The sequence below is a fragment of the Mucilaginibacter sp. PPCGB 2223 genome, from assembly GCF_001705515.1.
In the GTDB taxonomy this organism is placed as follows: Bacteria; Bacteroidota; Bacteroidia; order Sphingobacteriales; family Sphingobacteriaceae; genus Mucilaginibacter.
Genome location: NZ_MDJS01000003.1, coordinates 508,459 through 531,768, shown reverse-complemented (window position 1 = coordinate 531,768; position 23,310 = coordinate 508,459). Strand labels below are relative to the sequence as shown.

Annotated in this window: 18 protein-coding genes; 11 read left to right on the top strand and 7 right to left on the bottom strand. The window is 45.5% G+C overall.

Features of this window, described 5'->3' with window-relative positions:
• Window positions 1-90 precede the first annotated feature (90 nt).
• Entirely contained in the window at window positions 91-456 is a 366-nt protein-coding gene (locus tag BEL04_RS17030; protein WP_066005986.1) for a hypothetical protein, read from the top strand.
• A 3-nt stretch (window positions 457-459) separates the two neighbouring features.
• On the opposite strand, the gene BEL04_RS17025 is transcribed toward BEL04_RS17030, so the two are convergent.
• Window positions 460-1,257, bottom strand: a complete 798-nt coding sequence (locus BEL04_RS17025) for a S1/P1 nuclease (RefSeq protein WP_066005985.1) — start codon at window positions 1,255-1,257, stop codon at window positions 460-462.
• Window positions 1,258-1,394: 137 nt separating this feature from the next.
• Window positions 1,395-2,324 (bottom strand): PLP-dependent cysteine synthase family protein, encoded by a 930-nt coding sequence (locus tag BEL04_RS17020; protein ID WP_066005984.1) that lies wholly within the window; start codon window positions 2,322-2,324, stop codon window positions 1,395-1,397.
• A 125-nt stretch (window positions 2,325-2,449) separates the two neighbouring features.
• Between BEL04_RS17020 and BEL04_RS17015 the strand changes: the two genes are divergently transcribed.
• Window positions 2,450-4,942 (top strand): TonB-dependent receptor domain-containing protein, encoded by a 2,493-nt coding sequence (locus BEL04_RS17015; protein WP_066005983.1) that lies wholly within the window; start codon window positions 2,450-2,452, stop codon window positions 4,940-4,942.
• A 184-nt stretch (window positions 4,943-5,126) separates the two neighbouring features.
• Here the strand turns inward: BEL04_RS17015 and BEL04_RS17010 are convergent, their stop codons facing one another.
• The 3 genes from BEL04_RS17010 to BEL04_RS17000 form a co-directional block, all read right to left on the bottom strand.
• Complete coding sequence (locus BEL04_RS17010) at window positions 5,127-6,755, bottom strand: ABC transporter substrate-binding protein (RefSeq protein WP_066005982.1); 1,629 nt, start codon at window positions 6,753-6,755, stop codon at window positions 5,127-5,129.
• 77 nt (window positions 6,756-6,832) lie between these two features.
• Window positions 6,833-7,141: a DUF3175 domain-containing protein gene (locus tag BEL04_RS17005; RefSeq protein WP_066005981.1), complete on the bottom strand. Its 309-nt coding sequence runs from the start codon at window positions 7,139-7,141 to the stop codon at window positions 6,833-6,835.
• Window positions 7,142-7,146: 5 nt separating this feature from the next.
• Window positions 7,147-7,380 carry a hypothetical protein gene (locus tag BEL04_RS17000; RefSeq protein ID WP_066005980.1) on the bottom strand — a complete coding sequence of 78 codons (234 nt, stop codon included), beginning with the start codon at window positions 7,378-7,380 and terminating at the stop codon, window positions 7,147-7,149.
• A gap of 139 nt (window positions 7,381-7,519) precedes the next feature.
• Between BEL04_RS17000 and BEL04_RS16995 the strand changes: the two genes are divergently transcribed.
• The 4 genes from BEL04_RS16995 (at window position 7,520) to BEL04_RS16985 (ending at window position 12,155) form a co-directional block, all read left to right on the top strand.
• On the top strand, window positions 7,520-10,354 hold the full coding sequence (locus BEL04_RS16995) for a glycosyl hydrolase (protein ID WP_083227968.1): 2,835 nt from the start codon (window positions 7,520-7,522) through the stop codon (window positions 10,352-10,354).
• Between the two features lie 25 nt (window positions 10,355-10,379).
• Entirely contained in the window at window positions 10,380-10,895 is a 516-nt protein-coding gene (locus BEL04_RS24055; protein ID WP_139113082.1) for a hypothetical protein, read from the top strand.
• A gap of 18 nt (window positions 10,896-10,913) precedes the next feature.
• Window positions 10,914-11,369, top strand: coding sequence for a GNAT family N-acetyltransferase (locus BEL04_RS16990; RefSeq protein WP_066005978.1), 456 nt, complete (start codon window positions 10,914-10,916; stop codon window positions 11,367-11,369).
• A gap of 204 nt (window positions 11,370-11,573) precedes the next feature.
• Complete coding sequence (locus BEL04_RS16985; RefSeq protein WP_066005977.1) at window positions 11,574-12,155, top strand: RNA polymerase sigma-70 factor; 582 nt, start codon at window positions 11,574-11,576, stop codon at window positions 12,153-12,155.
• A gap of 71 nt (window positions 12,156-12,226) precedes the next feature.
• Here BEL04_RS16985 and BEL04_RS16980 read toward each other — a convergent pair whose 3' ends face one another.
• Both BEL04_RS16980 and BEL04_RS16975 read right to left on the bottom strand, forming a co-directional pair.
• Window positions 12,227-12,703 carry an SRPBCC domain-containing protein gene (locus BEL04_RS16980; RefSeq protein ID WP_066005976.1) on the bottom strand — a complete coding sequence of 159 codons (477 nt, stop codon included), beginning with the start codon at window positions 12,701-12,703 and terminating at the stop codon, window positions 12,227-12,229.
• 13 nt (window positions 12,704-12,716) lie between these two features.
• Complete coding sequence (locus BEL04_RS16975; RefSeq protein WP_066005975.1) at window positions 12,717-13,022, bottom strand: helix-turn-helix transcriptional regulator; 306 nt, start codon at window positions 13,020-13,022, stop codon at window positions 12,717-12,719.
• A 160-nt stretch (window positions 13,023-13,182) separates the two neighbouring features.
• Here BEL04_RS16975 and BEL04_RS16970 point away from each other — a divergent pair, with 160 nt between their 5' ends.
• The 5 genes from BEL04_RS16970 (at window position 13,183) to galB (ending at window position 22,868) form a co-directional block, all read left to right on the top strand.
• A complete protein-coding gene (locus tag BEL04_RS16970; protein ID WP_066005974.1) occupies window positions 13,183-14,199 on the top strand; it encodes a FecR family protein in 1,017 nt (338 codons plus the stop codon).
• A 219-nt stretch (window positions 14,200-14,418) separates the two neighbouring features.
• Complete coding sequence (locus tag BEL04_RS16965) at window positions 14,419-17,964, top strand: TonB-dependent receptor (RefSeq protein ID WP_083227966.1); 3,546 nt, start codon at window positions 14,419-14,421, stop codon at window positions 17,962-17,964.
• 12 nt (window positions 17,965-17,976) lie between these two features.
• Window positions 17,977-19,515, top strand: coding sequence for a RagB/SusD family nutrient uptake outer membrane protein (locus tag BEL04_RS16960; RefSeq protein WP_066005973.1), 1,539 nt, complete (start codon window positions 17,977-17,979; stop codon window positions 19,513-19,515).
• A 106-nt stretch (window positions 19,516-19,621) separates the two neighbouring features.
• Entirely contained in the window at window positions 19,622-20,317 is a 696-nt protein-coding gene (locus tag BEL04_RS16955; protein ID WP_066005972.1) for a serine hydrolase, read from the top strand.
• Window positions 20,318-20,462: 145 nt separating this feature from the next.
• Window positions 20,463-22,868, top strand: coding sequence for a beta-galactosidase GalB (gene galB / locus BEL04_RS16950; protein WP_066005971.1), 2,406 nt, complete (start codon window positions 20,463-20,465; stop codon window positions 22,866-22,868).
• Window positions 22,869-23,310 lie beyond the last annotated feature (442 nt).

Sequence of the window (23,310 nt, the reverse complement as noted above, 5' to 3'; positions counted from 1 at the left end):
GTAACTTCAATTTTACCTTAGTGGATTTCACCGATTTGTTATGATTACACCGATTTAAAATGTTCAACTTAGTGTGAATCAATTAACCTTATGAAAAGAAGCATCGCGATAATTATACTGTTATTTGTTTGCGGCATCGTGGCAGCGCAAACAACCTGGCAACCAGGGAATAACGTCACAATTCGTATTTGTACACCGGGCCGTGCGCAAATGATGAGCAAGCCCCCGCTTTGGGTGATCTTTTTGCAGGATAAGATGATTTATAAAGGTGATGCCGATGCAAAAGCGTTAAACCCTAATGATATTGAGGCCATCAACGTTTTGAAGGATAGCTCTGCTATAATTAAATACGGCAAAGTGGCACAGTATGGTGTGATAGAACTGCGCCTTAAGAGCGGAACGAAACTGGATACCACTCAACTAAAGCCTGCTGGGACCAGGCTGTTTAAGAATTAACAGTTATTCGCCACCTGCATCATACGTCGCGTTAAGCACGCCTGCCAAACGAATACCTGCTTTCAGTATCCGCTGATGAACCAGGTCGATATGATCGGTATAATAATCTTCTTTAAAATCATGATTTTCGGCAGCCTCTTTGTATAATTCTCCGGCAATCAGGTACGATTCGTACAGCCATTTGATCACCGGGTCGGCCTGCCATTGTTTGATCTGGGTTGGGGTAGCCGTATCGTATTTTTCGGCCATTTGTTTGTAGCTCAGTTTTTCATGATCGATCAGCATATAATCCCACAATCCGTGCAGGTTTCCGCCTTCGTTTATAAATGTTATTCCGATGTTGTTCCCGCCCTTGTCTTCTTCATGGCCAATGTGCAGGGGTTGATGACAATCGCCTACAAAGTGCACCAAAAGCTTCAAAGCAAAGGCCTTTTGGGTGCGGCTTTTGTTCGGATTAGTCAGGTCGCGTTCACAATTTAAAATGATCGAATAAACGTTGCCTTTATCAACAGGCATTGATTTAATAGCCTGTGCAAACTGTTCAAAAGTATAACCCGACGGCAGGTCAACAAAATGCCAGGGCGCTGTATAACGCATGGCCTGGTTGCCCTTGATCTCATCGGCATAATTGGCTACATCGGCAAGGTTGTCGCGGCCCAGCAGTTCTTTAACGGCGGCCTGCGCTTTGGTGTTTAAATGATTTTGGGCAATCATCCCGATGGCGCTATGGCCTTTATCGCCCCAGGAGATCGACAGCGTCGAAACAATGATCAAAACAAAAACTGCGAGATACTTTTTCATTTCCGGATTTTATTGGAAGGTAAATATAGCTTTTCAGACCGAAGTTTAAGGCGGGTAGCGTGTCAAAAAAAATTTACCTTTTTTTGAATAAAACTCAAATGCAAAGTGTCTTGTATCTTGGTTCTTGCATCTTAATTCTATCCCTCAAACAACCCACCCGACATATATTTCATACCCGAATCGCAGGCTACCGTAACCACATTGTGGCCGGGGCCCAGCTCTTTGCCTATACGGATGGCTGCGTAAACGTTCAGCCCGGTTGAGGTACCGCCCAAAATGCCTTCTTTCGCAGCAAGCAGTCGCGCCATTTTCCGGGCCTCGGCTTCATCAACTGTTTGGGCCTCATTGTAATTGCAGTATTGCAGCAGGGGTGGGATAAAGCCCGAACCAATTCCATCGACCGAGTGCGCACCTTTAATGCCTTTGCTTAACAGGGGAGCCGATTCGGGCTCTAATACGATAACACGTGTATCAGGATCAGCCTGCTTCAATACCTGCGATGTGCCGGTTATCATCCCGCCTGTGCCCTGTGCCGCACAGAACACATGTACCGGGGCATTGAGCTGCGCCAATATCTCACGGCCTAAATTGTTGTAGCCTTTAAATGCATCGGTGTTTTCAAACTGTTTGGTCCAGTAATAATTTGGATCTTCGCTTAGCTTTTTGGTGTATTCGATCATACGTGGCACCAGGTCGGGCGTGATCTTTCCTCCTTCGCTTTGTATCAGTTCAACCTCAGCCCCGAATATTCTTAAGCTATCGCGTTTTTCTTTTGCGAAAGCGTCGGACGTGATCGCTTTAAACTTGTATCCTTTTGCTGTACATACCAGCGCCATGGCCAGGCCGGTACCACCTGCCGTGCATTCAATAACCGTCATGCCCGGGCGCAGTTCGCCACGTTTTTCGGCGCCTTCGATGATGGCCAGGGCCATGCGGTCTTTGTAAGCGCCGGTCGGGTTAAAGTATTCCAGCTTTACATAAATATCAGCGCAGCCGGCCGGTACTATATTTTGCAGTTTTACTAATGGCGTATTACCTACAGTATTGGTGATCGTATGGGTTTGCATAACGCTAAAGTACAATATTTAGCAATCGCTAAGAAAAATGCGCCGATCAAAACATAATTATAAAATTTTCGCCATTTACTTGTAACAATTCGGGTATTTTCGCCTCCAATTACAAAAAAATAATAATGAAACGTTTTTACATTCTTGCAGCAATAATCTGTATCACGATATCGGCCAGGGCGCAGTTGGGCGGAGGGACCACTATCGTTGGTAAAATATCGGGTACGGTTATCGACTCTGTTACCAAAAAACCATTGGACTATGCCACGGTAGCGGTATTCCGCAGCGGTGGTAAAGTGCCTTTAAATGGTGTTTTGACAGACGAAAAAGGTAATTTTAAACTCAACGATATGAAAATCGGTAAGTATAAAGTTACCATTACTTTTATAGGTTATCCTTCAAAAACTATCGACCCGGTTGTAACCACCCCGCAAAAGCCCGATTTTAACATGGGTACCATCGTGGTGGCACCGGCCGGCAAAACATTAAGTACAGTTAGCATTACCAGCGCAGCCCCGATTATCGAAACTAAAGTCGACAGGATCGTTTTCAACGCCGAAAAGGATATCACCAGCACCGGCGGCAACGCCAGCGATGTATTGCGCAAAGTGCCGTTGGTTAACGTGGATATCAATGGCAACGTATCATTGCGTGGCGATCAGAATGTTAAAGTTTTGATCAACGGCAAACCATCGGGTGCTATGGCGAATAACCTGGCCGATGTGTTGAAATCGATCCCCGCCGACCAGATCAAGAACGTCGAAGTGATCACTTCGCCATCAGCAAAATACGATGCTGAAGGCTCGGCTGGTATCATCAACATTGTTACCAAAAGCAATAAAGTATCGGGTGTAAGCGGTTCGGTAAGCGGTGGTGTGGGCACACGTCAGAACAACGGCAACGCCAACCTGAACATCAACCAGAACCGTTTGAGCGTTACCGGTAACTTTGGCGGCAACTTTACCTGGCCGCAAACCAGTACCACCGTTTCGGGTACCGATTTTGATGCCAACAACTATACCCACTCCAACAGTTCGACACGTATTGCACGTTACGGCTACCGTGGTTCGGGTTCTTTAAGCTACGATTTTAACAGCTTTAACAGCTTTAACTCCAACATTGCCTTAAACCAGGGTGGTTTTAAAGCCGACGGTAATTCGACATCGGCGTTTGATAAAGCCGGTACCCTGATCAACTACCTCTCAGAAAATCATAGCAAAACAACTTTTGGCGGTTTTGACTGGAACAACGACTACGTGCATAAATTTAAAAAGGAAGGCCATCAAATTGATATAGCAGGTGAATGGAGCCACGGTATAACCGACTTTAGCTCTACTTCGTTGTATTCGATCAAAGCCGATACCGATTTGTTATCAAAAAATAACGGCGCCAACAATGAGTATACCTTACAGGCAGATTATACCCTGCCTGTAAACGAAAAGGTAAAGATCGAAGCCGGCGGTAAAACTATCATCCGCCGTTTAACCAGTGTTTATGATAGCTACCAGGGCCTGTCGAACGGTGTAAATACCGATGCCGATCCGAATACCTTTACTTACGCACCGTACCTGTCGAACACTTACGATTATAACCAGAACATTTATGCGGGTTATGGCGTAGTTACCTTTACCTTACCAAAAAGCTACTCGCTGCAATTAGGTTCGCGTGTTGAAAATACCCAGATCGATGGTACGCCTTCGAGCCTGGCTACCGGCCTGAATCATTTCAGCAACGGTTATACCGTGTTCATCCCAACTTTTGCTGTGTCGAAAACCATCAAAAATTCGACTTACAAGTTAACCTATACCAAACGTATACAAAGGCCAAGTTTAACTTACCTTAACCCGTTTGTTAACAAAAGCAACAATGTAGCCACTACTATAGGTAACCCGCAACTGCAACCGGAGATATCGCAGTACACTGAGTTTAACTACTCTACTTATATCGGTTCATCGGTTATCAATGCTTCGTTATACTATAAATATACCAATAACCTTATTGAAGGTATAGCTACAGCCGCAGGCAGCGAAAGGACCATCACCCAGTATCAAAACATCGGTTCGAACAGCTCGATCGGCAGCAGTGTATTCGGTGCCATATCACCGACAAGCTATTTAACCTTCCGTGGTAGTGTTAATGCTTATACTTATAAACCCGATCCGACAGGTGTGTTCAACCTCGATGCTTCGCAGAACGGTACTTATGTATCGGTTAACGCTTTTGTAAGCGGCTCGTTAAACTTTAAAAATGGTTTCGCCGCAGAGTCGTTCGTGATCATTAACACACCGAAACGTACTGTACAGGGCACTATCCCATCGTTCAGCCTGTGGATCATCGGTGTGAAAAAGGAGTTCTGGAACAAACAGGCCAGCATAGGTGTGAATACTTTCGATCCGTTTACCGAGAACAAAGCTTTCAACAGCAGCAGCAAGGGTAAGGGCTACACCCAGTTCAGCAATACCGAGTTTCCGTTCCGTTCGTTCGGGATATCGTTCAGCTACAGGTTTGGTAAATTCAAATTCGCCGATCCGAACGACCCGACCCAGCAAAAGAAAAAAGGTGTTAACAACGACGACCTGAAGCAGGATCAGGGTAACAGCGGCCCGTCGGGAAGATAGTCTTGAGCCTGGAGTCTTGAGCCAAGAGCCTTCAATAATTCGAAGCTCAAGATGATAAATAATAAAAAATGCTCAACTGAAAAGTTGGGCATTTTTGTATTGTGCCTTTTTAATTAAGATATTGTAATAAAATATTCTGGGCTTCTGACGTCGAACAAAAGACTCAAGACTCCGAGCTCAGGACTCAGGACTTCTTCACCCGCTTCAACACCATCAAATTCTGCGCATTTACACCGTACCCGCTGATATTGTTCTGGTACATATTCACCAGTTTATCGTAATATAATACCACAACTGGCGCTTGCTCCATTACAATATTGTCCATCTCGCGATACAGTTTAAAACGGTCCTCGTTGTTTTTGGCGGTGTATGATTTTTGAAATAAGGCGTCAAATGCCGGGCAGTTGAACCCGGTATAGTTTGGCCCGAAAGGTATCTTGTTTTTGGAATAAAATACCGAGAGGTAATTCTCACCATCCGGATAATCGGCTATCCAGGTGCCGCGAAAAAAGTTTACCCCGTTTTTCGAGATCAGTTCGCGCAGGCTGGCGCCCTGGGTTACCTCCACGCGGGTTTTAATGCCAACCTTACCTAACTCGCCCTGGATGTATTCGATCAGGTCGCGGGTGGTGGTGGTGGCGCTTAGTAATATCTCAGGCAAATTGTTCCCGTTCGGAAAGCCGGCTTCAGCTAATAAACGGCGCGCTTTTTCGGGATCGTACCGGTAACCACGTACCTCGTTTTTATTATAGCCTGGCATACCCAAGGGCACAAAACCAGAGTAGCCTGGCGTACCGATGCTATTGCGCAGATATTTGATCATCTTTTGCTTATCGATAGCGTAATTGATAGCCTGCCGTATTTTTTTATAACGCAAAGGCGAACTTTTTACTATGGGCAATGTGCTGTCTATCAGCATGCCCAAATATTCGGTACACAAATACGGGCGACTGATAAACTGAAACTTGCCCCGGTACTTTTGGGTAATGTGCCCGGTTTTGGTGAGGATATCATCGCGGTAGCTGCCGTCGACGCCGTTAAAAAAATCGAGGTTCTTTTTCAGGAACTCCATAAAGGCGGTCTGCTTATCATTGATAAATGTAGCGCGTACGGCATCCAGATAAGGCAGGGCTTTGCCGGTACTATCTTTTTCCCAGTATTTTTCGTTTTTGAGTAATACCAGTTCTTCACCCTCTTTCCAAAATTTAAATTTAAACGGACCGGTACCTATGGGATGATCGCGAAAATCCTTTCCATAAAATTCAACCACTTCTTTAGGCACCACCGAGCAATATTGTGCAGTTAACATACTAATGAAAGGCGGAAAAGGTTTGGTGAGTTTGATAGAAAAGGTACTGTCGTTGACAGCTGTAAAAGCTTCCTTGCCGGAGACTTTATCACTGAATATCCACGAACCCGACGATGCAACTTTAGGATCGATCAATCGCGAAAAGCTATATACAAAATCCGAAGCTACGGCTTTGCGGCCAATACCATCCTTAAAATGTGGGTCATCATGAAAATAAACATCGTTGCGCAGGTGAAAAGTATATAAGGTGCCATCGGGCGATATATCCCATTTTTTGGCTATACAGGGTTGTATGTCCAGGCTGTCGTCAATCTGCACCAGGCCATTAAAAACCTGGTTGGCCATCCATATGGCAAACTGGTTGCGGCTGAAAGCCGGATCGAGCGAGGTGAGGCCTTCGTCCAGATTGATGTTATAAACTGTTTTATGCGAGGTGGAGCTATCGGTATGGCAGGCTGAAATGAGCAACACTAAGAGCGACAGGTAGTAAAACAGTTTTTTCATCAGGGCTAAATATATCAATTATTGCCATAATGCCTTTAAACCATCCTGATTATTGCGCCGTGCTGACCCTCGTCATGTTATTTTTCCTCCCTTCCAAATAGTTTCCGCAGTTTTTTCTTGGCTTTTTCCAAAGGTGCTTTCTGGTTTTTGGTCAGGTTTTTCCCGGCCCGGTTCTCATAAAAATTGAGCATGCTCATCGCACTTTGAAAAGGCGAGGCCTTCCTTTTGTGACTCACCTCGGCCGAATGTTTGAGCGATGAAGCGATCTTATCAGGGTTTTTCGATTTGAAAATGTCTTTTTCCAAATCGAGCGCATCGCTGGTCTGTGTTACCCTGGCCGACCATTTGCGCACCGGCTTTTTACGTGATTGTGTTTTGGTAGCCATGGCCGTTATTTTTTATTGTTTTTGATTGGTGTAGTATCCTTTGCTATCCTGGTCCCGCCCGAACCGCCGTTATCCAAACCGGCATCGCCGCCCGGCGTATTTATTTTGCTCGTATCCAGGGTCGAATGAACATTATAATGTTGCCTGGCAGTGTCCCTGCCCGCATTTGCCGGGTGATCGCCCCGGCAAGCTGTCGAGGTCAACGCTATACCGACGATCAATATGACGAATGTTTTCATTTTATTTACCTTATCTGTATTTAACCAACAGTTAATGTGACTGCCGGTTTTTAAAAGATCAAAAAATACTCAATCTGATCGTACAGCATGTTCGGGTCAATTTAATTGCTTATATTTAACCTATAAACCTTAACTCCTGATGCGCAAAATTTACCTTATCGTTATATTTTTGTTAACCTGCCTGCACAGTTTTTCGCAGATCAACTGGCCGGCCATTACCAAACAGGCCAAGCCCTGGGCGCGTTGGTGGTGGCAAGGCAGTGCGGTAAATAAGCCCGACCTGACCACCAATCTCGAAACTTATAGCAAAGCTGGTATTGGCGGGCTGGAGATCACACCTATTTATGGCGTAAAGGGCCAGGAGGATAAATTTATTCAATACCTGTCGCCGCAATGGGTGGATATGCTTACCCATACCCTGCACGAGGCTAAACGCCTGGATATGGGCATTGATATGGCCAATGCTACCGGCTGGCCCTTTGGCGGCCCATGGATAGATGTGGATAACGCTGCCAAAAACATGGTGCTCGAAAACTATGATGTAAAAGGTAACGATAGCCTGAAAGATGTAGTCCGCTATATACAGCAGCCAATGGTGAGCGCGGAGGGCAAGGCGCCACCTATCAATGCCCTGGTTCTGCCCATCGCGTCAAATAAAAACCTGCAGGCCCTTGCGCTCGATCAGGTTCGCTTCCAGATGGCTCTGCCTCTACAGGTGCTGATGGCTTACGGCCCTAACGGTGAAATTTTAAACCTGACAGATAAGGTTGACCCCAAAACCAGCAAGTTAAACTGGAAGGCCCCGGCCGGACCCGATTGGACCCTATGCGCCATTTTTATGGGGTTGCATGGCAAAATGGTCGAACGAGCAGCACCGGGAGGTGAGGGTTTTGTAATCGATCATTTTTCGCAGGATGCATTGAAGGTTTATCTCGACAGGTTTGACCAGGCTTTTAAGAGCAAGGATGTTGGAGATATCCGGGCATTTTTTAACGATTCGTACGAGGTGGACGATGCCCGGGGTCAGGCCAACTTTACGCCAAATTTTTTTGATGAGTTTAAAAAACGCCGTGGCTATGATCTGCTTACGCAGTTGCCTGCCTTGTTCAGCAAAGAAAACAAGAACAACGCCCGCGTTTTGTGCGATTACCGCGAAACTATTTCAGACCTGGTGCTGGATAACTTCACCTCACCGTGGCATGCCTGGGCCAATGGCCGTAGCGCGCTGATCCGTAACCAGTCGCACGGTTCGCCCGCAAATATCCTCGATCTGTACAGTGCTATCGACATCCCCGAAACAGAAGGTAACGAGCCGCTACGCTACAGGTTTGCCACTTCAGCAGCACATGTAAGTGGTAAAAAACTCGCTTCTTCCGAATCGGCCACCTGGCTCAACGAGCATTTTACTTCATCGTTAGGCGATGTAAAACTGGCTATTGATAAACTGTTGTTAGGTGGCGTTAACCATGTGTTTTACCATGGCATCAGTTATTCGCCTCCATCCGCACCCTGGCCGGGATGGCTGTTTTACGCGGCAGTACATTTTGTGCCCAGCAATCCGCAATGGCATGATCTCCATACGCTTAACGAATACATCGCCCGCTGCCAGTCGTTTTTGCAAAGCGGCCGCGCTGATAATGATGTATTACTATACTACCCCATATTCGACAGCTTTATGGAGCCCGGCCGTAACCTGTTAAAACATTACGATGGCATGCATCCCGAGTTTACGGGGAGTTTGTTTGAGGATAACGCGCAAAACCTGCTGGACAGAGGTTATAGTTTCGATTATATATCCGATAAGCAAATACAGGCAAGCGTGCTGAATGGCAACAGTATCAAAACAACTGGTGGCGGCAGTTACAAGGCCATTGTAGTGCCGGGTTGTAAATACATGCCGTTGGCAACTTTTAGCCAACTGATGAAGCTGGCCGAAGGCGGAGCGCAAGTGATCATCTGTAAAAACTTGCCAGCCGATGTACCCGGCCTGGATAAGGATGGCACTGGTAAAGCCGCTTTGACCGATCTGATTGCTAAATTGAATTTTGCAAAAGGCGCTGCCGATGTAAAAAAAGCTGTTTATGGCAAAGGAGCAGTATTAATGGGTGATAACCTGGATAAACTGCTCGGAACCATCAAAACCCGCCGTGAGCCTATGGTTGAAAAAGGACTACAGTTTGTGCGCCGTAATTACGGAGCCGGCGATTATTATTTCATCGCCAATAAAAGCAACAAAGGTGTTGAGGGTTGGGTTCCCTTGTCGGGAAATGCGGCATCTGTAATCTTATTCGACCCGATGTTTAAAGTAAGCGGCCTCGCACGCAGCCGTAAAGTACCGGCAGGTGGTACCGAAGTTTATCTGCAACTGCAGCCTGGCGAAAGCTGTATCTTGCAAACATCGGCCACGGCCGTAAAAGGCAATTTGTATGCTTATTACAAGCCCACAACCAGGGTAACCGAAATAAAAGGCGAGTGGACGGTTACCTTTACCGAAGGCGGCCCCGAACTGCCTGCTGAAGCTAAGCAAACCAGCTTAACATCGTGGACAGAATTGCCCGGCCCGGAAGTAAAGCGCTTTAGCGGAACAGCTAAATACAGCATTACTTTTAATAAGCCGCTTGAAACTGCCGCAGCCTGGAAACTCGATCTGGGTAAGGTTTACGAAACGGCTGAGGTTTACCTGAACGGTGCGAAACTGGCTACATTGCTGGGTCCGGATTTTTCGTACAATATCCCCGCCACGCTGCTTAAACCTGTAAATACGCTCGAGGTAAACGTATCAAACCTGATGGCTAACCGCATCAGCGATATGGATAAGCGCCACATCCCGTACCGGATATTTTATAACACCAATTTCCCGGCGCGCCTGCGCGATAATCGTGGAGAAGACGGTTTGTTTACCGCCATTAAGTGGGATCCGAAACCATCGGGTTTGGTAGGGCCGGTGAGGTTGGTGATGCTGGAGAAGGAGTAGGTTAAGAGTGAGAAGCAAGAACAAAATGACAAAGCTATTTGCCTTTCTTAATCTTAAAAAGCGCCCGTACGAGTTGTTAGGGATAATGGCTTTGGTGTTGTTTTTGGTTTCGTTTGTGCCGTCAAATCAGAGCGTGATCGATATTAACATGCACGATACATATTTTGTGATCGCCAATGTGAGCTTGTGCAGGGTTGCATCAGGAGCTTTATTGTTTTTATGGTCGGTGAACCTGGTTTTTAAAAAACATTTAGCATCCATAAGGCTAAGTCAACTATGTGTCGTAGGTACATTGATTTCTCTTGGTATATTTTTCTGCGTCGTATTTGGCTATCGTGAATTTCCCGGACCACCGCGTAGATATTATGCATTTAGTGAGTTTCAAAGTATGGGATCGCGTTACAATGCCTGGGTGATTACATTTATTATAGGCCTATTATTGTTTACTGTTAGTCAGATAGCTTTTATAGCTAATATTATTATCGGCATACTTCGTAAGGTTTTACGTGTTGATCCGTCAAATCAGCAAAAAGCAAATTAATAATACCCATAAATGCCCATGTCTTTCGCCCGTCAAATTGAAATAAAACAGTTAAGCACAACCGATTTAGATTTAACCCAGCAGCTTTTTATCCTGCTGCAACAGGTTTTCGGGGCGGAGCATCCCATTAAAGTAAGCAAAACCTATACTCAAAGGCTGTTAGCCAACCCTGTTTTTGTTGCGTTTGCCGCGATAGTGTATGGTGAACTTGCAGGTGGGCTAACGGGCTATATTTCGCCCATGTACAATGGCGAGATTTCAGAACTGTATATCTACGATATAGCTGTAAAACCGGAGTTCCAGCGCCGGGGTATCGGCAAACAATTGATCGCTTTTACGAAAGATTATTGCAGTAAAAGCGGGATGTCGGCCATGTATGTGCAGGCTAACGCCGAAGATGAGCATGCCCTCGATTTTTACCGCTCAAGCGGTGGCAGAGAGCATAAGGTAGTCCACTTCACCTATACCCTGTAAGATCGGGTATTCAGAACTTCATAATTCGGGCAGGATTGTGCATGACAGTTAAATGCTGATAGTGTACTACGTTTGTTACAAACCAATTGTAATACCTTTTACCCCCAACTGTGTATTACTTATATAATAAGAACCGGATAATGCATTAAGCTCCGTTTGGCTTTTGTATTAACCGTTTTGGACTGAGTGATAAACTGACTGTACATGCCTTTAAGCAATGCTAATACCGAATTCAAACTTTTGCCCGATGGTGAGTTGCTGGGCTTGGTGAGGAACGATAGCATGGAAGCCTTCGAGGAACTGTACAACCGTTATTGGAAGAGCCTTTATTCGTTCGCCTACAAACGTGTGCGCAGCAAAGAAATATCTGAGGAATTGGTGCAGGAGTTTCTGACCAACCTGTGGGCCGGTCGTAAAACACTCGTGATCAAAACCTCGTTCGAGGGATATATTTACACTGCCGTGCGTAACCTGGTGTTCAACTATATCGCTAAGGAGACCCGGCGCAAGGCTTACGGCCATTTCCTGGAGTTGTTTAAGATCGATACCGATAACTCGACGGAAGAAACCATCAACACCCGTGACCTGCAGCAGAATATCGAAAAAGGCCTGAACGACCTGCCTGAAAAATGCCGTTCGGTTTTTGAACTGAGCCGCCGCGAAAACAAATCGAACAAAGAGATCGCGATCGAGCTGGGTATCTCTGAAAAAACGGTGGAGAGCCATCTTACCAAAGCCATTAAACGCCTGCGCGTTACGCTGAACAGCGCGTTCTTTATCTGGTGAGTAGTCCATAGTTGACAGACCGTAGTCCATAGTGATTTGGGTATGGACTATGGTCTATCGACCATTGACTGCTAACTAAGCAACTCTTCCAATTGGTTCAGTCCTATAGTAAAACCACCTTCAAAGCCCATTTCGATAATCGTTTTCAAGTCACTTTCTTTATTGAAGCTGATGGTCATTTCGGCAACGCAACCTGTTGCGGTTGGTTTAAAAACATTAACCCAATGCATTACCGGGAAGCTGTCCAATACATTACCGTCCTCATCGCTAAAGGCCGAGCTTGCGCTAAAGCTTTCGCCGGGTTTTATATTTTTAAAATCAACACGGCATGAGGTACGCTCGCCGTCTGGGCCTACCATCGCGTAAAGCCAGGTGCCACCTTCGGTAAAATTCATGGTTTTGGTTACGGCGTTCCACGGGCGCGGCCCCCACCATTTGTCTAAAAGTTCGGCCTCAGTCCAGGCGCGCCATACTTTTTCTACAGGTGCTTTAAATTCGCGTACAATGTACAGTTGTTTTTTTGCCAAATCTTTTTCGATGGTGATCATAATGTTCTGGTTTTTAAAGATCTTGTAATAAATTATCTAACTGGTTAAAGCGGTCGTCCCACATCTGGCGGAACTGTTCTATCCACTGGTCTACTTCTTTCATTTTTTTGGCATTAAAGTGATAGTAAATTTCTCTCCCGCTTTGTTGCTGGGTTAGCACATCGCACTCGGCCAGTATCTGTATGTGTTTTGATATCGCCTGGCGGGTACTGTCAAAATGCTCGGCAATGGCATTGGGTGTCATGGCCTGTAGGGCCAGTAAACCTATAATAGCTCTGCGGGTTGGGTCGGCAATGGCCTGGAAAATGTCTCGTCTCATATCTTAACTTGCAACCGTTTGATTGCAAATATAAATGCAATTAATCGGTTGCGCAAAATTTATTTGAAAAAAATATTTTAAATCAGAGTTAGGGTAATGCCTGGGTTGTATGTCATTACTATTATAAGCCTTAAATCAAACCTTACTATATAATACTTAGATGAAATACCGGATAACACCTGAGCTATTGCATAAATATCTTGATGGGGGATGCACGCCCGAAGAAGCCTTTATGCTTTATCAATGGTATGATGCTTTTGAACAGCAGGATGACCCGCTCGAAGCGATGAGCCCGGTTGAACAGGAGGCATTAAAAATGCTGATGCTGCACAACTTTAAAAACAAAGTTTTAATTACCGACACTATTGATGAAGAACCCGTAAGAAATAGGGGAACGCTTAAACTATTATATACAGTGGGCGGTATAGCTGCCATGCTGCTGCTGGTTTGGGCAGGGGCAAACCTGTTTCGCAAAAGCGGGAAAGACCCTGGCGGTGTTTTTACAACAGCCACCGAGCAGATGGAGGTGAGTAACTTAACCAACAGCATTTACAAGCAGGTATTAAGCGATGGCAGCGTAGTTTGGCTCAGCCCTCAAAGTAAATTGCGTTTCCCTAAAAAGTTTGCAGGCGCTTACAGGCAGGTAAAAATGACCGGTGAAGCTTTTTTTGAAGTGACCAAAGACCATGCACACCCTTTTATTATTTACAGCGGCGGGGTTATTACCCGCGTGTGGGGCACAAGCTTTAGGATTAAAGGTGTACAAAACGCCGCGACGGAAGTTTCGGTAGTTACCGGGAAGGTTTCGGTTAAGATACCCGATCACGATGAATCGGAAGTTATGTTGTTGCCGGCGCAAAAAGTTACCTATCAGCAACAAAACAATTTGCTAAAAAAGGATAGTGAAACAACGAGGTCGGCTATGCGGATATGGCAAAAATCAACAATATCATTTGATAATGTACCGCTTTCGAGCGTTTTGGGCACGTTGGATAAACAATACGGCATGCACATTTATACTGATGACAAAGAACTGGGCAAGTATTTGCTTAAAGCTGATTTTACAGGGCAAAGCTTGCCGGCAATACTGGATATGCTCGAAAATTCGCTGAATGTATCGTATACCATGGAGGATACCAATATCATACTATACCGAAATAAACCCGCAACCAATTAATAAATAAACGCTAAACCCAGAGAAGATATGCAAAGATAAAAAGCAAGATCAAGTAAAAACCGGAAGTGTCATCACCACTCCCGGCTTTAGAACTCAAGCCCCGTCGGAGTGACGCCTTTTACAAGGCGATAGGGGATTAATTGTCTCATTTTTAAGCAAAATAAAACAAACGAATTTATGAATTTTTATTTACTCTCCTCAAAATACTGGTGGAAAATTATGAGAATCACGTTTAGTCAGCTGTTAATAGCACTAATATTAAGTGGCGTCTCTTTTGCTAAAAACCTGGCCGCCCAGGACGTGTTGAGGCGACCGGTAAATTTAACGGTGGCTAATTCCACTTTAGAGAACACCTTAAAAAAACTCGAAAAAGATGCGAACATCAAATTTGTGTACAGCAAAAGCGTTGTACGTACCGAGCAGAAGGTAAGCTTTGCCGCCACAGGTTTGGATTTAAAAGAAGTATTAGACAAGCTGCTTACCCCACAAGGGATTTTATACCGTGTGATAAGCGACCGGATAGTGCTGAACGTTAACCCGCAATACCTCGAGGCTAAACGCATAGAAGCCGAGAATATAGCCAAAGCGGAGGCGGCAATTAATGTATTTACCGTTAAGGGGCAGGTAACCGATGATAACGGTGGCTTACCCGGAGTAAATGTGCGATTGAAAGGTTCGCAGGCAACGGGCGCTGTTACCGATATTAACGGTAACTATACTATTGCCATACCCGATGGTACCGGTACGCTTGTTTTTAGCTTTGTTGGCTATGCAGATCAGGAAGTTGCCGTGGGTGGCCGCAGCGTTGTGAATGTAAGGCTCGAGCCCAATGCCAAATCGCTGAACGAAGTTGTGGTAATTGGTTATGGTACGCAAAAAGCATCGAACGTGACCGGCGCTGTAGCAACAATGAAAAACGAAAACCTCGACGAACGAGCGATAACCCGTGTTGATCAGGCGCTGGTTGGGCAACTGGCGGGTGTCACAGTTAAACAAACTACAGGCGTACCCGGAAAAGCGTTTAGCGTACAGGTACGCGGCTCGGGTTCGATCAGTGCGGGTAATGAGCCTTTATATGTTATCGATGGTTTTCCGCTAACTACCAACTCAAGTAACGTGTCGAGCGGCAGTTTTTCAACCGGTAACCCGCTGGATAACATAAACCCCAACGATATCGAAAATATCGAAGTTTTAAAGGATGCCGCTGCCGCTGCTATTTATGGCTCACGTGCTTCAAACGGAGTTGTTCTGATCACTACCAAACGTGGCAAAACGGGTAAACCGCAAATCAGCTTTAATAACTATGTCGGTTACAATGCTGCGGCAAAGCACTTAAACATGCTTAACGGCGATGAGTGGATAGACCGTGCTACCGAAATAATCAACGCTACCTATGTGGCTAAAGCAGGTGCTTTTGGCGCTACTGCTAATGATGACGCCAATACACGCAGGGCAAAACTAACGCTGGCCGGAGTGCCTTTATCAGGTACACAGGTAAGCGCAGGTTACATGCCCGATCCGCGTTGGTCGATACCCGGCCACCCCGGTTTGGAATATGTTGACTGGCAAAAAGCCATAGAGCGTAACGGCTTTATGCAAAACTCGGAGATATCGGCACAGGGCGGTACCGAAAACGTAACTTATTTTGTATCGGGTAACTATGCAAACCAGGATGGTTTTGTTATGGCCCTTGGTTATAAGCAATACAGCGCACGTGCAAACGTCGAGATCAATGCCAGCAAAAAATTGAAGTTTGGTTTAAATCTGGCGCCGACTTACTCTATTACCCAGGATCCGGGCGTTGAGGGCAAGGATAACATTTTTCACCAGGCCCTAAGCATGAGCCCGGTGCAGGAGGATACCGTAGGTGTTTTAGCTAACATCGGCAAAAATGCACAATATGTGTGGAGTAATACTACTAACTCGCCCGTAGGCAAACTCATGTACAATGTTGGCACAACTAAAAGATACCGCACGCTCGGTACCGTTTATGGTGAGTATGAAATTGCAAAAGGATTAGTTTTCAGAAGTTCTGTCAATCTGGATTATACCAGCAGCAGTTCAAACTCCTACGTGCCTTATATCACTACAGGTTCGCAGGCCAGCCGCACGTTTACCGGATCGAACAACCTGCTTTCGGCAAACTCGGGTTCGTACAGTAATTACACAAGACAAACCTTCGTTAACGAAAACACCCTTAACTATTCCACAACTATTGCCAAAAATCATAGCTTGAATGTGTTGCTGGGGCAATCTTACAATTTAGATCGTTTCGATCAGTCGTCGCTTAAGTCGAGCGGTGGTTATACAAGTGCTGTTATCCAGACACTGAACGCTGCCGCTGCTATCACAGGCAGCACAACCTCAACCCAAAGCGTTTTAGAATCGTACTTTGCACGTGTGCAGTATGGTTTTAAAGACAAATACCTGCTATCGGCAAGTATACGCTCCGACGGTTCGTCGCGTTTTGGTGTAAATAACCAGTTTGGTGTGTTCCCGTCGGCGTCTGTGGCCTGGCGTGTTATCCAGGAATCTTTTATGAAAAGCGTGCCCAATATCAGTGATCTGAAATTGCGCTTTTCATATGGTGTAAACGGTAACAATAATATCGGCGATTACGATTTGCCGACCCTGGCTTCGGCCGGATACGTGTTCGGCAGTACACAGGCAGCCGTTATCGGCCAAACACCTGCCAATATTTATAATCCCGATCTGAAGTGGGAGCGTTCGCAAACTTACGACGGCGGTTTAGACTTTGGTATCTTTAATAACCGTATCACCGGGTCGATAGATTATTATAACAAACTGAGTACACAACTGTTGCTTAACGTACAAACATTAGAAGTTACCGGTTTCCAAAGCTATTTAACCAACGTAGGTTCGGTACGTAATATAGGCGAAGAACTGGAAATTACTACCCGTAATACGGTTGGAAGTTTTGGATGGAATACTACTTTTAATGTAAGCCATAATACCAATAAGATATTGGCACTGGCTCCCGGTCAAACACAGATCATCGTTCCGAACGGCTTTAACGTGTCCGACCAGATATTACGTGTCGGGCAGCCTTTGAACAGCATTTATGTATTAAAGTATAATGGCTTTTTAACCGCGGCTGATATTGCGGCGCATTATCCAACGTATGGCCCTGCCGGCGCCGAGCAGCCAGGCGACCCTAAATTTGAGGATACCAATGGGGATGGCAGCATCACCGAGGCCGACAAACAAATTGTTGGTCACCCTAATCCCGATTATACTTTCGGTTTAACTAACACTTTCCGTTTCAAAGGGTTTGATCTGAGTATTTTGGTTCAAGGGCAAACCGGCGGTACCATCTACTCCGAGCTGGCACGTGCACTATCACGTCCGGGTCAGGGCTTTACTGATAACGAACCGGAAACCTTTAACAACAGGTGGCGCTCTGAAAGCAATACCGGCGATGGCCGTTTTGGTAAGGCCTATTCAACCTATAATTCGCCGATTGCAGCTACAGCCGATGCAGTTTACTCAACAAATTACATCAGGGTAAGAGATATCACCTTAGGCTATAATCTGAAAAGGCTGATCAAAACTCCGGTTATTAAAAATGCCCGTGTTTACATAACTGCCGAAAACTTTTTTGGTGCCGATAAATATACCAACGGTTTAAACCCCGATGCAGCCAATACTACGGTCAGCTCAAACGGTAACTACCCCGAAGCCGGCGATTACGGTGGCTTGCCACTGGCTAAATCATTAATTTTTGGTATAAATTTTACATTTTAATACAGAACGGACATGAAAAAGATATTCTTTATAACAACAATAGCATTGGTGGTATCCCTATCATCCTGCAAAAAGGATCTTAATCAGTTGCCGTTATCATCAGCTACAACGGCTACATTTTACCAGCAACCCAGCGATTTTATACAGGGCGTTAACGCTGTATATAACGTACTGCGTAATTATCCCGACAGGTTGTTAAACCTGAGTGAAATACGTTCGGATAATATTTATGGCGTGTCGGTATCAGGGCGCGACTGGGACCCGGTCAACGATTTTTCTAACAACCTTGCTCCGAATACTTATGTGGAGGAGGCCTGGAATGCCGATTTCAACGGCATATTTAAGGCAAATACCATTTTAGAGCAGATCGATAAAAACGGCAGCTTTATTGGCTCGGCAGCGTTGGCTACACGTTTAACTGCGGAGGCCCGCTTTTTACGCGCGTTTTATTATTTTGATCTGGTACGGTACTATGGGAAGTTGCCTCTGATCAGTCATACCGTAACGGCGCTCGAGGCAAACTCCATACCACGCAGCCCGGTATCCGATGTTTATAAGCAGATCATATCCGACCTGCAATTCGCGATAGCCAATCTGCCGGCAAATTATAGCGGTGCTTACCCGTTGTACACGGCGACCGATGTTGGCCGTGCCACAAAATATGCTGCCGAAGGCGAACTTGCTTTAGTGTATATGACACGTTCGGGGCCAACCTACGGAGTTGAGGGCCCTGGCATGGCCAGCAACGAGTGGAGCCTGGCGATGCCGCTTTTGCAGGACATCATCACCAATGGCGGCTTTGTGTTTAATACCAGCTATACAAGCATTTTTTCTTACGCCAACCAAAACCCGACGGTTAACAAGGAAGCTGTTTTTGATGTGATGTATGTTAGCGGGCAAAACCCTGTTTTAGGTGCCGATTTTGTATGGCAGTTAACACCTAATACTTACTTCAGCTCGTTGGGTACCAACACAAATGCTAATGGTAGTTTGGAGATCATCCCGGTATCTAATAACCTGGTAAACTCGTACGAGTCTGGGGATGTGCGTAAAGCTGCCACCATCTATACTGCCGGCTATACGTATAGCGGCAGTACCGAGTCGCGCCCGTTCTTTAAAAAATACCTCGATATCACAAAGATACCGGCAGCCAGCCGGTTCGACTGGGGTATCAATTTTATCGCCATACGTTATACCGACATCTTAATGATGAAGGCCGAATGTATTTTAAACGGGGCAACCGGAGGTACCCAGGCCGATGTTGATGCAATAGTTAACCAGGTGCGTACAAGAGCGGGTTTAGCTCCCAAAGCCAATGTTACGCTGGCTCAGTTGTTTGATGAACGCAGGCATGAGTTTGCTGATGAAGGTTCGCGCTGGTTTGACCTGGTGCGCAGCGGTAATGCGCTCACTACCATGAATGCCTGGATATCCGTGGAAGATACGCAACATCGTATCGCTAATGTGGTGGCTAATTATATTGTGTACCCTGTGCCACAGTCGCAATTAGATGCAGCGCCGGGTTTATACACACAAAACCCAGGCTACTAAATTTAAAATTTTTGTTAGTGTTTTTTTTGACGCGGCCCGTGCCGTCCGCATGGGCCGCGTTTCTTTCCTTCCCCTGGAAAAATAACAGATCATCAGATTTTTTAATATGGCCAGTACTTCAGTACCTGTTATTACATTGCCACGGCCGGCATTGATGCGACAATGGCTGGCACAATATCGTGTGCCTGCTGTGGGCGTTGCAATAGCTACCGGGGGTAAGGTGGCGTTTAAGGTTTATGGCGAGTTGAGCAAAGGCATACCCGCGCCTCAAAATACGGTGTGGGGCAGTAAAGCTTTGACGGATGCTACAGCCATCTTAAACAACACAGGAGATGGAGAACCGGATAACTTGCCGCAGACTGATTTTTTTACAGGACTGAATATGCCGGATACCAGCTTTGGTGATCCTGTTAAAGTATTAAACCGCATGGCCAGGCCGCACAATAACCGCGAAGGTATTTATGTGTTTAAACCTTACGATACGGATAGCCATCTGTTTACTACGCTCAGCGATCTTTGCAAACTGCTTATCCACATCGGCAAAAAGGTTAATGATATTGCTATGGCTGGCACAACTGCCGAAGAATATGGCTGGCGGGCATTGTACAGCACACCGGGTGGCTATCAGGGCATTACGCATTCTGCCGTTGGTAACGGAGCCAGTCATTCCCTGTTGCTGTTTCCCCGTACCAAACAAGCAGTTGTAATATTAACCAACAGCGATAATGGCGGCCAGCTTACGGATACTGTCATAAGTCAATGCTGGCCCTCGCTGCTGCATTTTGCGCCTTTAGTACATTAATACATACTCATACAGGTTATGGGTAACTAACGGTTGCTGTTTTTTTGAATGCATTCCCCCTTCTTTTTTTATTGTTAAGGTAACACTTGTTTGTTTATTTGATAATTTAGCAGGGCTAACTTATAAACACAATTATTTTCCTGTCATGAAAAAAAGATACCTGCTTTTATGCTTCCTAACGGGCATCATGCTCAATGCGTCTGCCCAACAAGGGCATACAGTTTTAAATTTTGATGCCAACTGGGTATTTAACCTTGGCGATATAAACAATGGGCAGGCGGCCGGCGTCGACGATTCGAAATGGCGCAAACTCGATCTGCCTCACGATTGGAGCATCGAAGGCGAATTTAGTAAGGATAACCCCGCTACACCCGAAGGTGGAGCCCTGCCAGGCGGGATTGGCTGGTACCGTAAAACATTTGCTTTGCCTGCTGCGGACAAAGGTAAGCGGGTTTACATTGCTTTTGATGGGGTTTATCAAAAAAGCGATGTCTGGATAAACGGGCATCACCTTGGTTTCAGGCCGAACGGCTATATCTCCTTTCAATACGATCTGACGCCATATCTCAATTTTGGCGCTCAGAAAAATATCATTGCCGTAAAAGTTGATAACTCTGCCCAGCCCAATTCGCGCTGGTATTCGGGCTCTGGTATATACCGCAATGTGTGGTTAACCACCGTTAATAAAATAGCAGTTGACCATTGGGGGACTTTTGTTACAACACCGGTTATCGATAAAGCAGAGGCAACGGTAAAACTGCAAACCAGCATAAAAAATTATACCGGCAAACCACAACAGGTAAAAGTGGTTACCAGTATATTTAATGCAGCAGGCATTGAAGTTACTACCCAGGTAAATACCGATATCACTTTACAGGATACTGTGGCTACCATACACCAGGAGCTTAAACTGGCCAAGCCTGTACTATGGTCGGTCGACAGGCCATATTTGTATAAGGTGGTTACTAAAATATTGAACAATCACAAACTTGCCGACGAATATACAACGCCCCTTGGTGTGAGGTATTTTAATTTTGATGTGGATAAGGGCTTTTCGTTAAATGGTAAGCCGCTTAAAATATTAGGCGTTTGCGATCATCACGACCTTGGCAGCTTGGGGGCAGCTGTCAATGTGCGGGCATTGGAGCGCCAGCTCGAAATGCTGAAAGCGATGGGTTGCAACGCTATCCGCACATCGCATAACCCGCCTGCTCCCGAACTGCTTGACCTGACCGATAAAATGGGTTTTATTGTGATGGACGAAGCTTTTGATTGCTGGGAAAAAGGTAAAGTGAAATATGATTATCACCTGTTTTTTAAAGAATGGCACAAGCGCGACCTGGAAGACCAGATATTACGCGACCGTAACCACCCGTCGGTAATTATGTGGAGCATCGGTAACGAAATACCTCAGCAAGCCGACACCAGTGGTTACCGCCTGGCGCTTGAACTTGCTGGTATTGTGCATAGTTTAGACGTTACCCGGCCCATAACCGCTGCCAATAATGATCCGGGGACTCGTAATCAGATTATCAAGTCAGGCGCCGTCGACCTGGTGGGATATAACTATCACCACAACGATCTGCCCGCATTTCATGAGCGCTACCCGGGTAAGAAGTTTTTAGGTACCGAAACTACTTCCGCATTAGAAACCCGTGGTATCTACGACATGCCGTCAGATAGCATACGCCGCTGGCCTGTTCCCAAAGGCGGGAAAATGAACGATGACTTTACAGTATCGGCTTATGATAACGTATCGGCCAGATGGGGTTCGACACACGAAGAAACCTGGAAGATCATCAAAAAATATGATTTCCTTTCGGGGATGTTCATCTGGACAGGTTTCGATTACCTGGGCGAACCTACGCCGTACAGTTGGCCTGCGCGCAGCTCATATTTCGGTATCATCGATCTGGCAGGCTTCCCGAAAGATGTTTACTATATGTACCAAAGCGAATGGACCAACACACCGGTATTGCACCTGTTGCCACACTGGAACTGGCAACCCGGCAAAACAGTCGACGTTTGGGCGTATTATAACAATGCCGACGAAGTTGAACTGTATCTTAACGGGAAATCCCTGGGCGTAAAAAAGAAAACCGGCGACGATCTGCACGTGATGTGGCGCGTTAACTATCAGCCTGGTACCTTAAAAGCTGTATCGCGAAAGAAAGGCACCACGGTTTTAACAACCGAAGTTAAAACAGCCGGGCCGGCAGCCAAGATAGAACTAAGTGCCGACCGGAGAACGATCACTGCGAATGGTGCCGACCTGTCATTTATCACCGTAAAGGTTTTAGATAAAGATGGTAACCTTGTACCCGATGCGGCCAATACTATCAACTTTAAATTGGAGGGCGATGCTTCAATTGCAGGCGTCGATAACGGCGACCCCATTAATCACGATCCTTTTAAAGCTGATTTCCGCAAGGCTTATAACGGGCTCGCATTGGCCATTATACAAGCTAAACAAAAAGCGGGTTTTGTAAAGCTTACAGCTACCTCAAATGGCTTGCAGGCGGCATCGATACAGATCACTTTAAATAAATAGAAGTTCACAACCTGATGGTTTTTAAGAGAGAAAATTAATTAACCAATAGAGGCTATAACAGGAAAAACGACGCATTGCGTCGTTTTTCCTGTTATAGTACATACCCTACGAAGTACAGATGGTTACTAAGCCGGAAAGTTCGTCCACGTTTTTAAGTGTAATATTTACATTAATTATAGCCAAAGGTTTATTTGACTGAAATTTTTTTAACGCAAGTATTAAAAAGCCATCAAATTCTAAATTCAGGATGGGACAGGATAGTTGTTGAGATTATTGTGTATACTTTTAACAATGTAATAACGCGGTGCTTATGCTAATGGGCACCAATTATAACTAACCAAAAAAAACTAAATAAATTATGAAGAAACCTTTACGTATTTCACGTACGCTATCGTCGTATCAGAATTATTTTAAGTCGCAACAGTCATTACCTTGTTCAAAG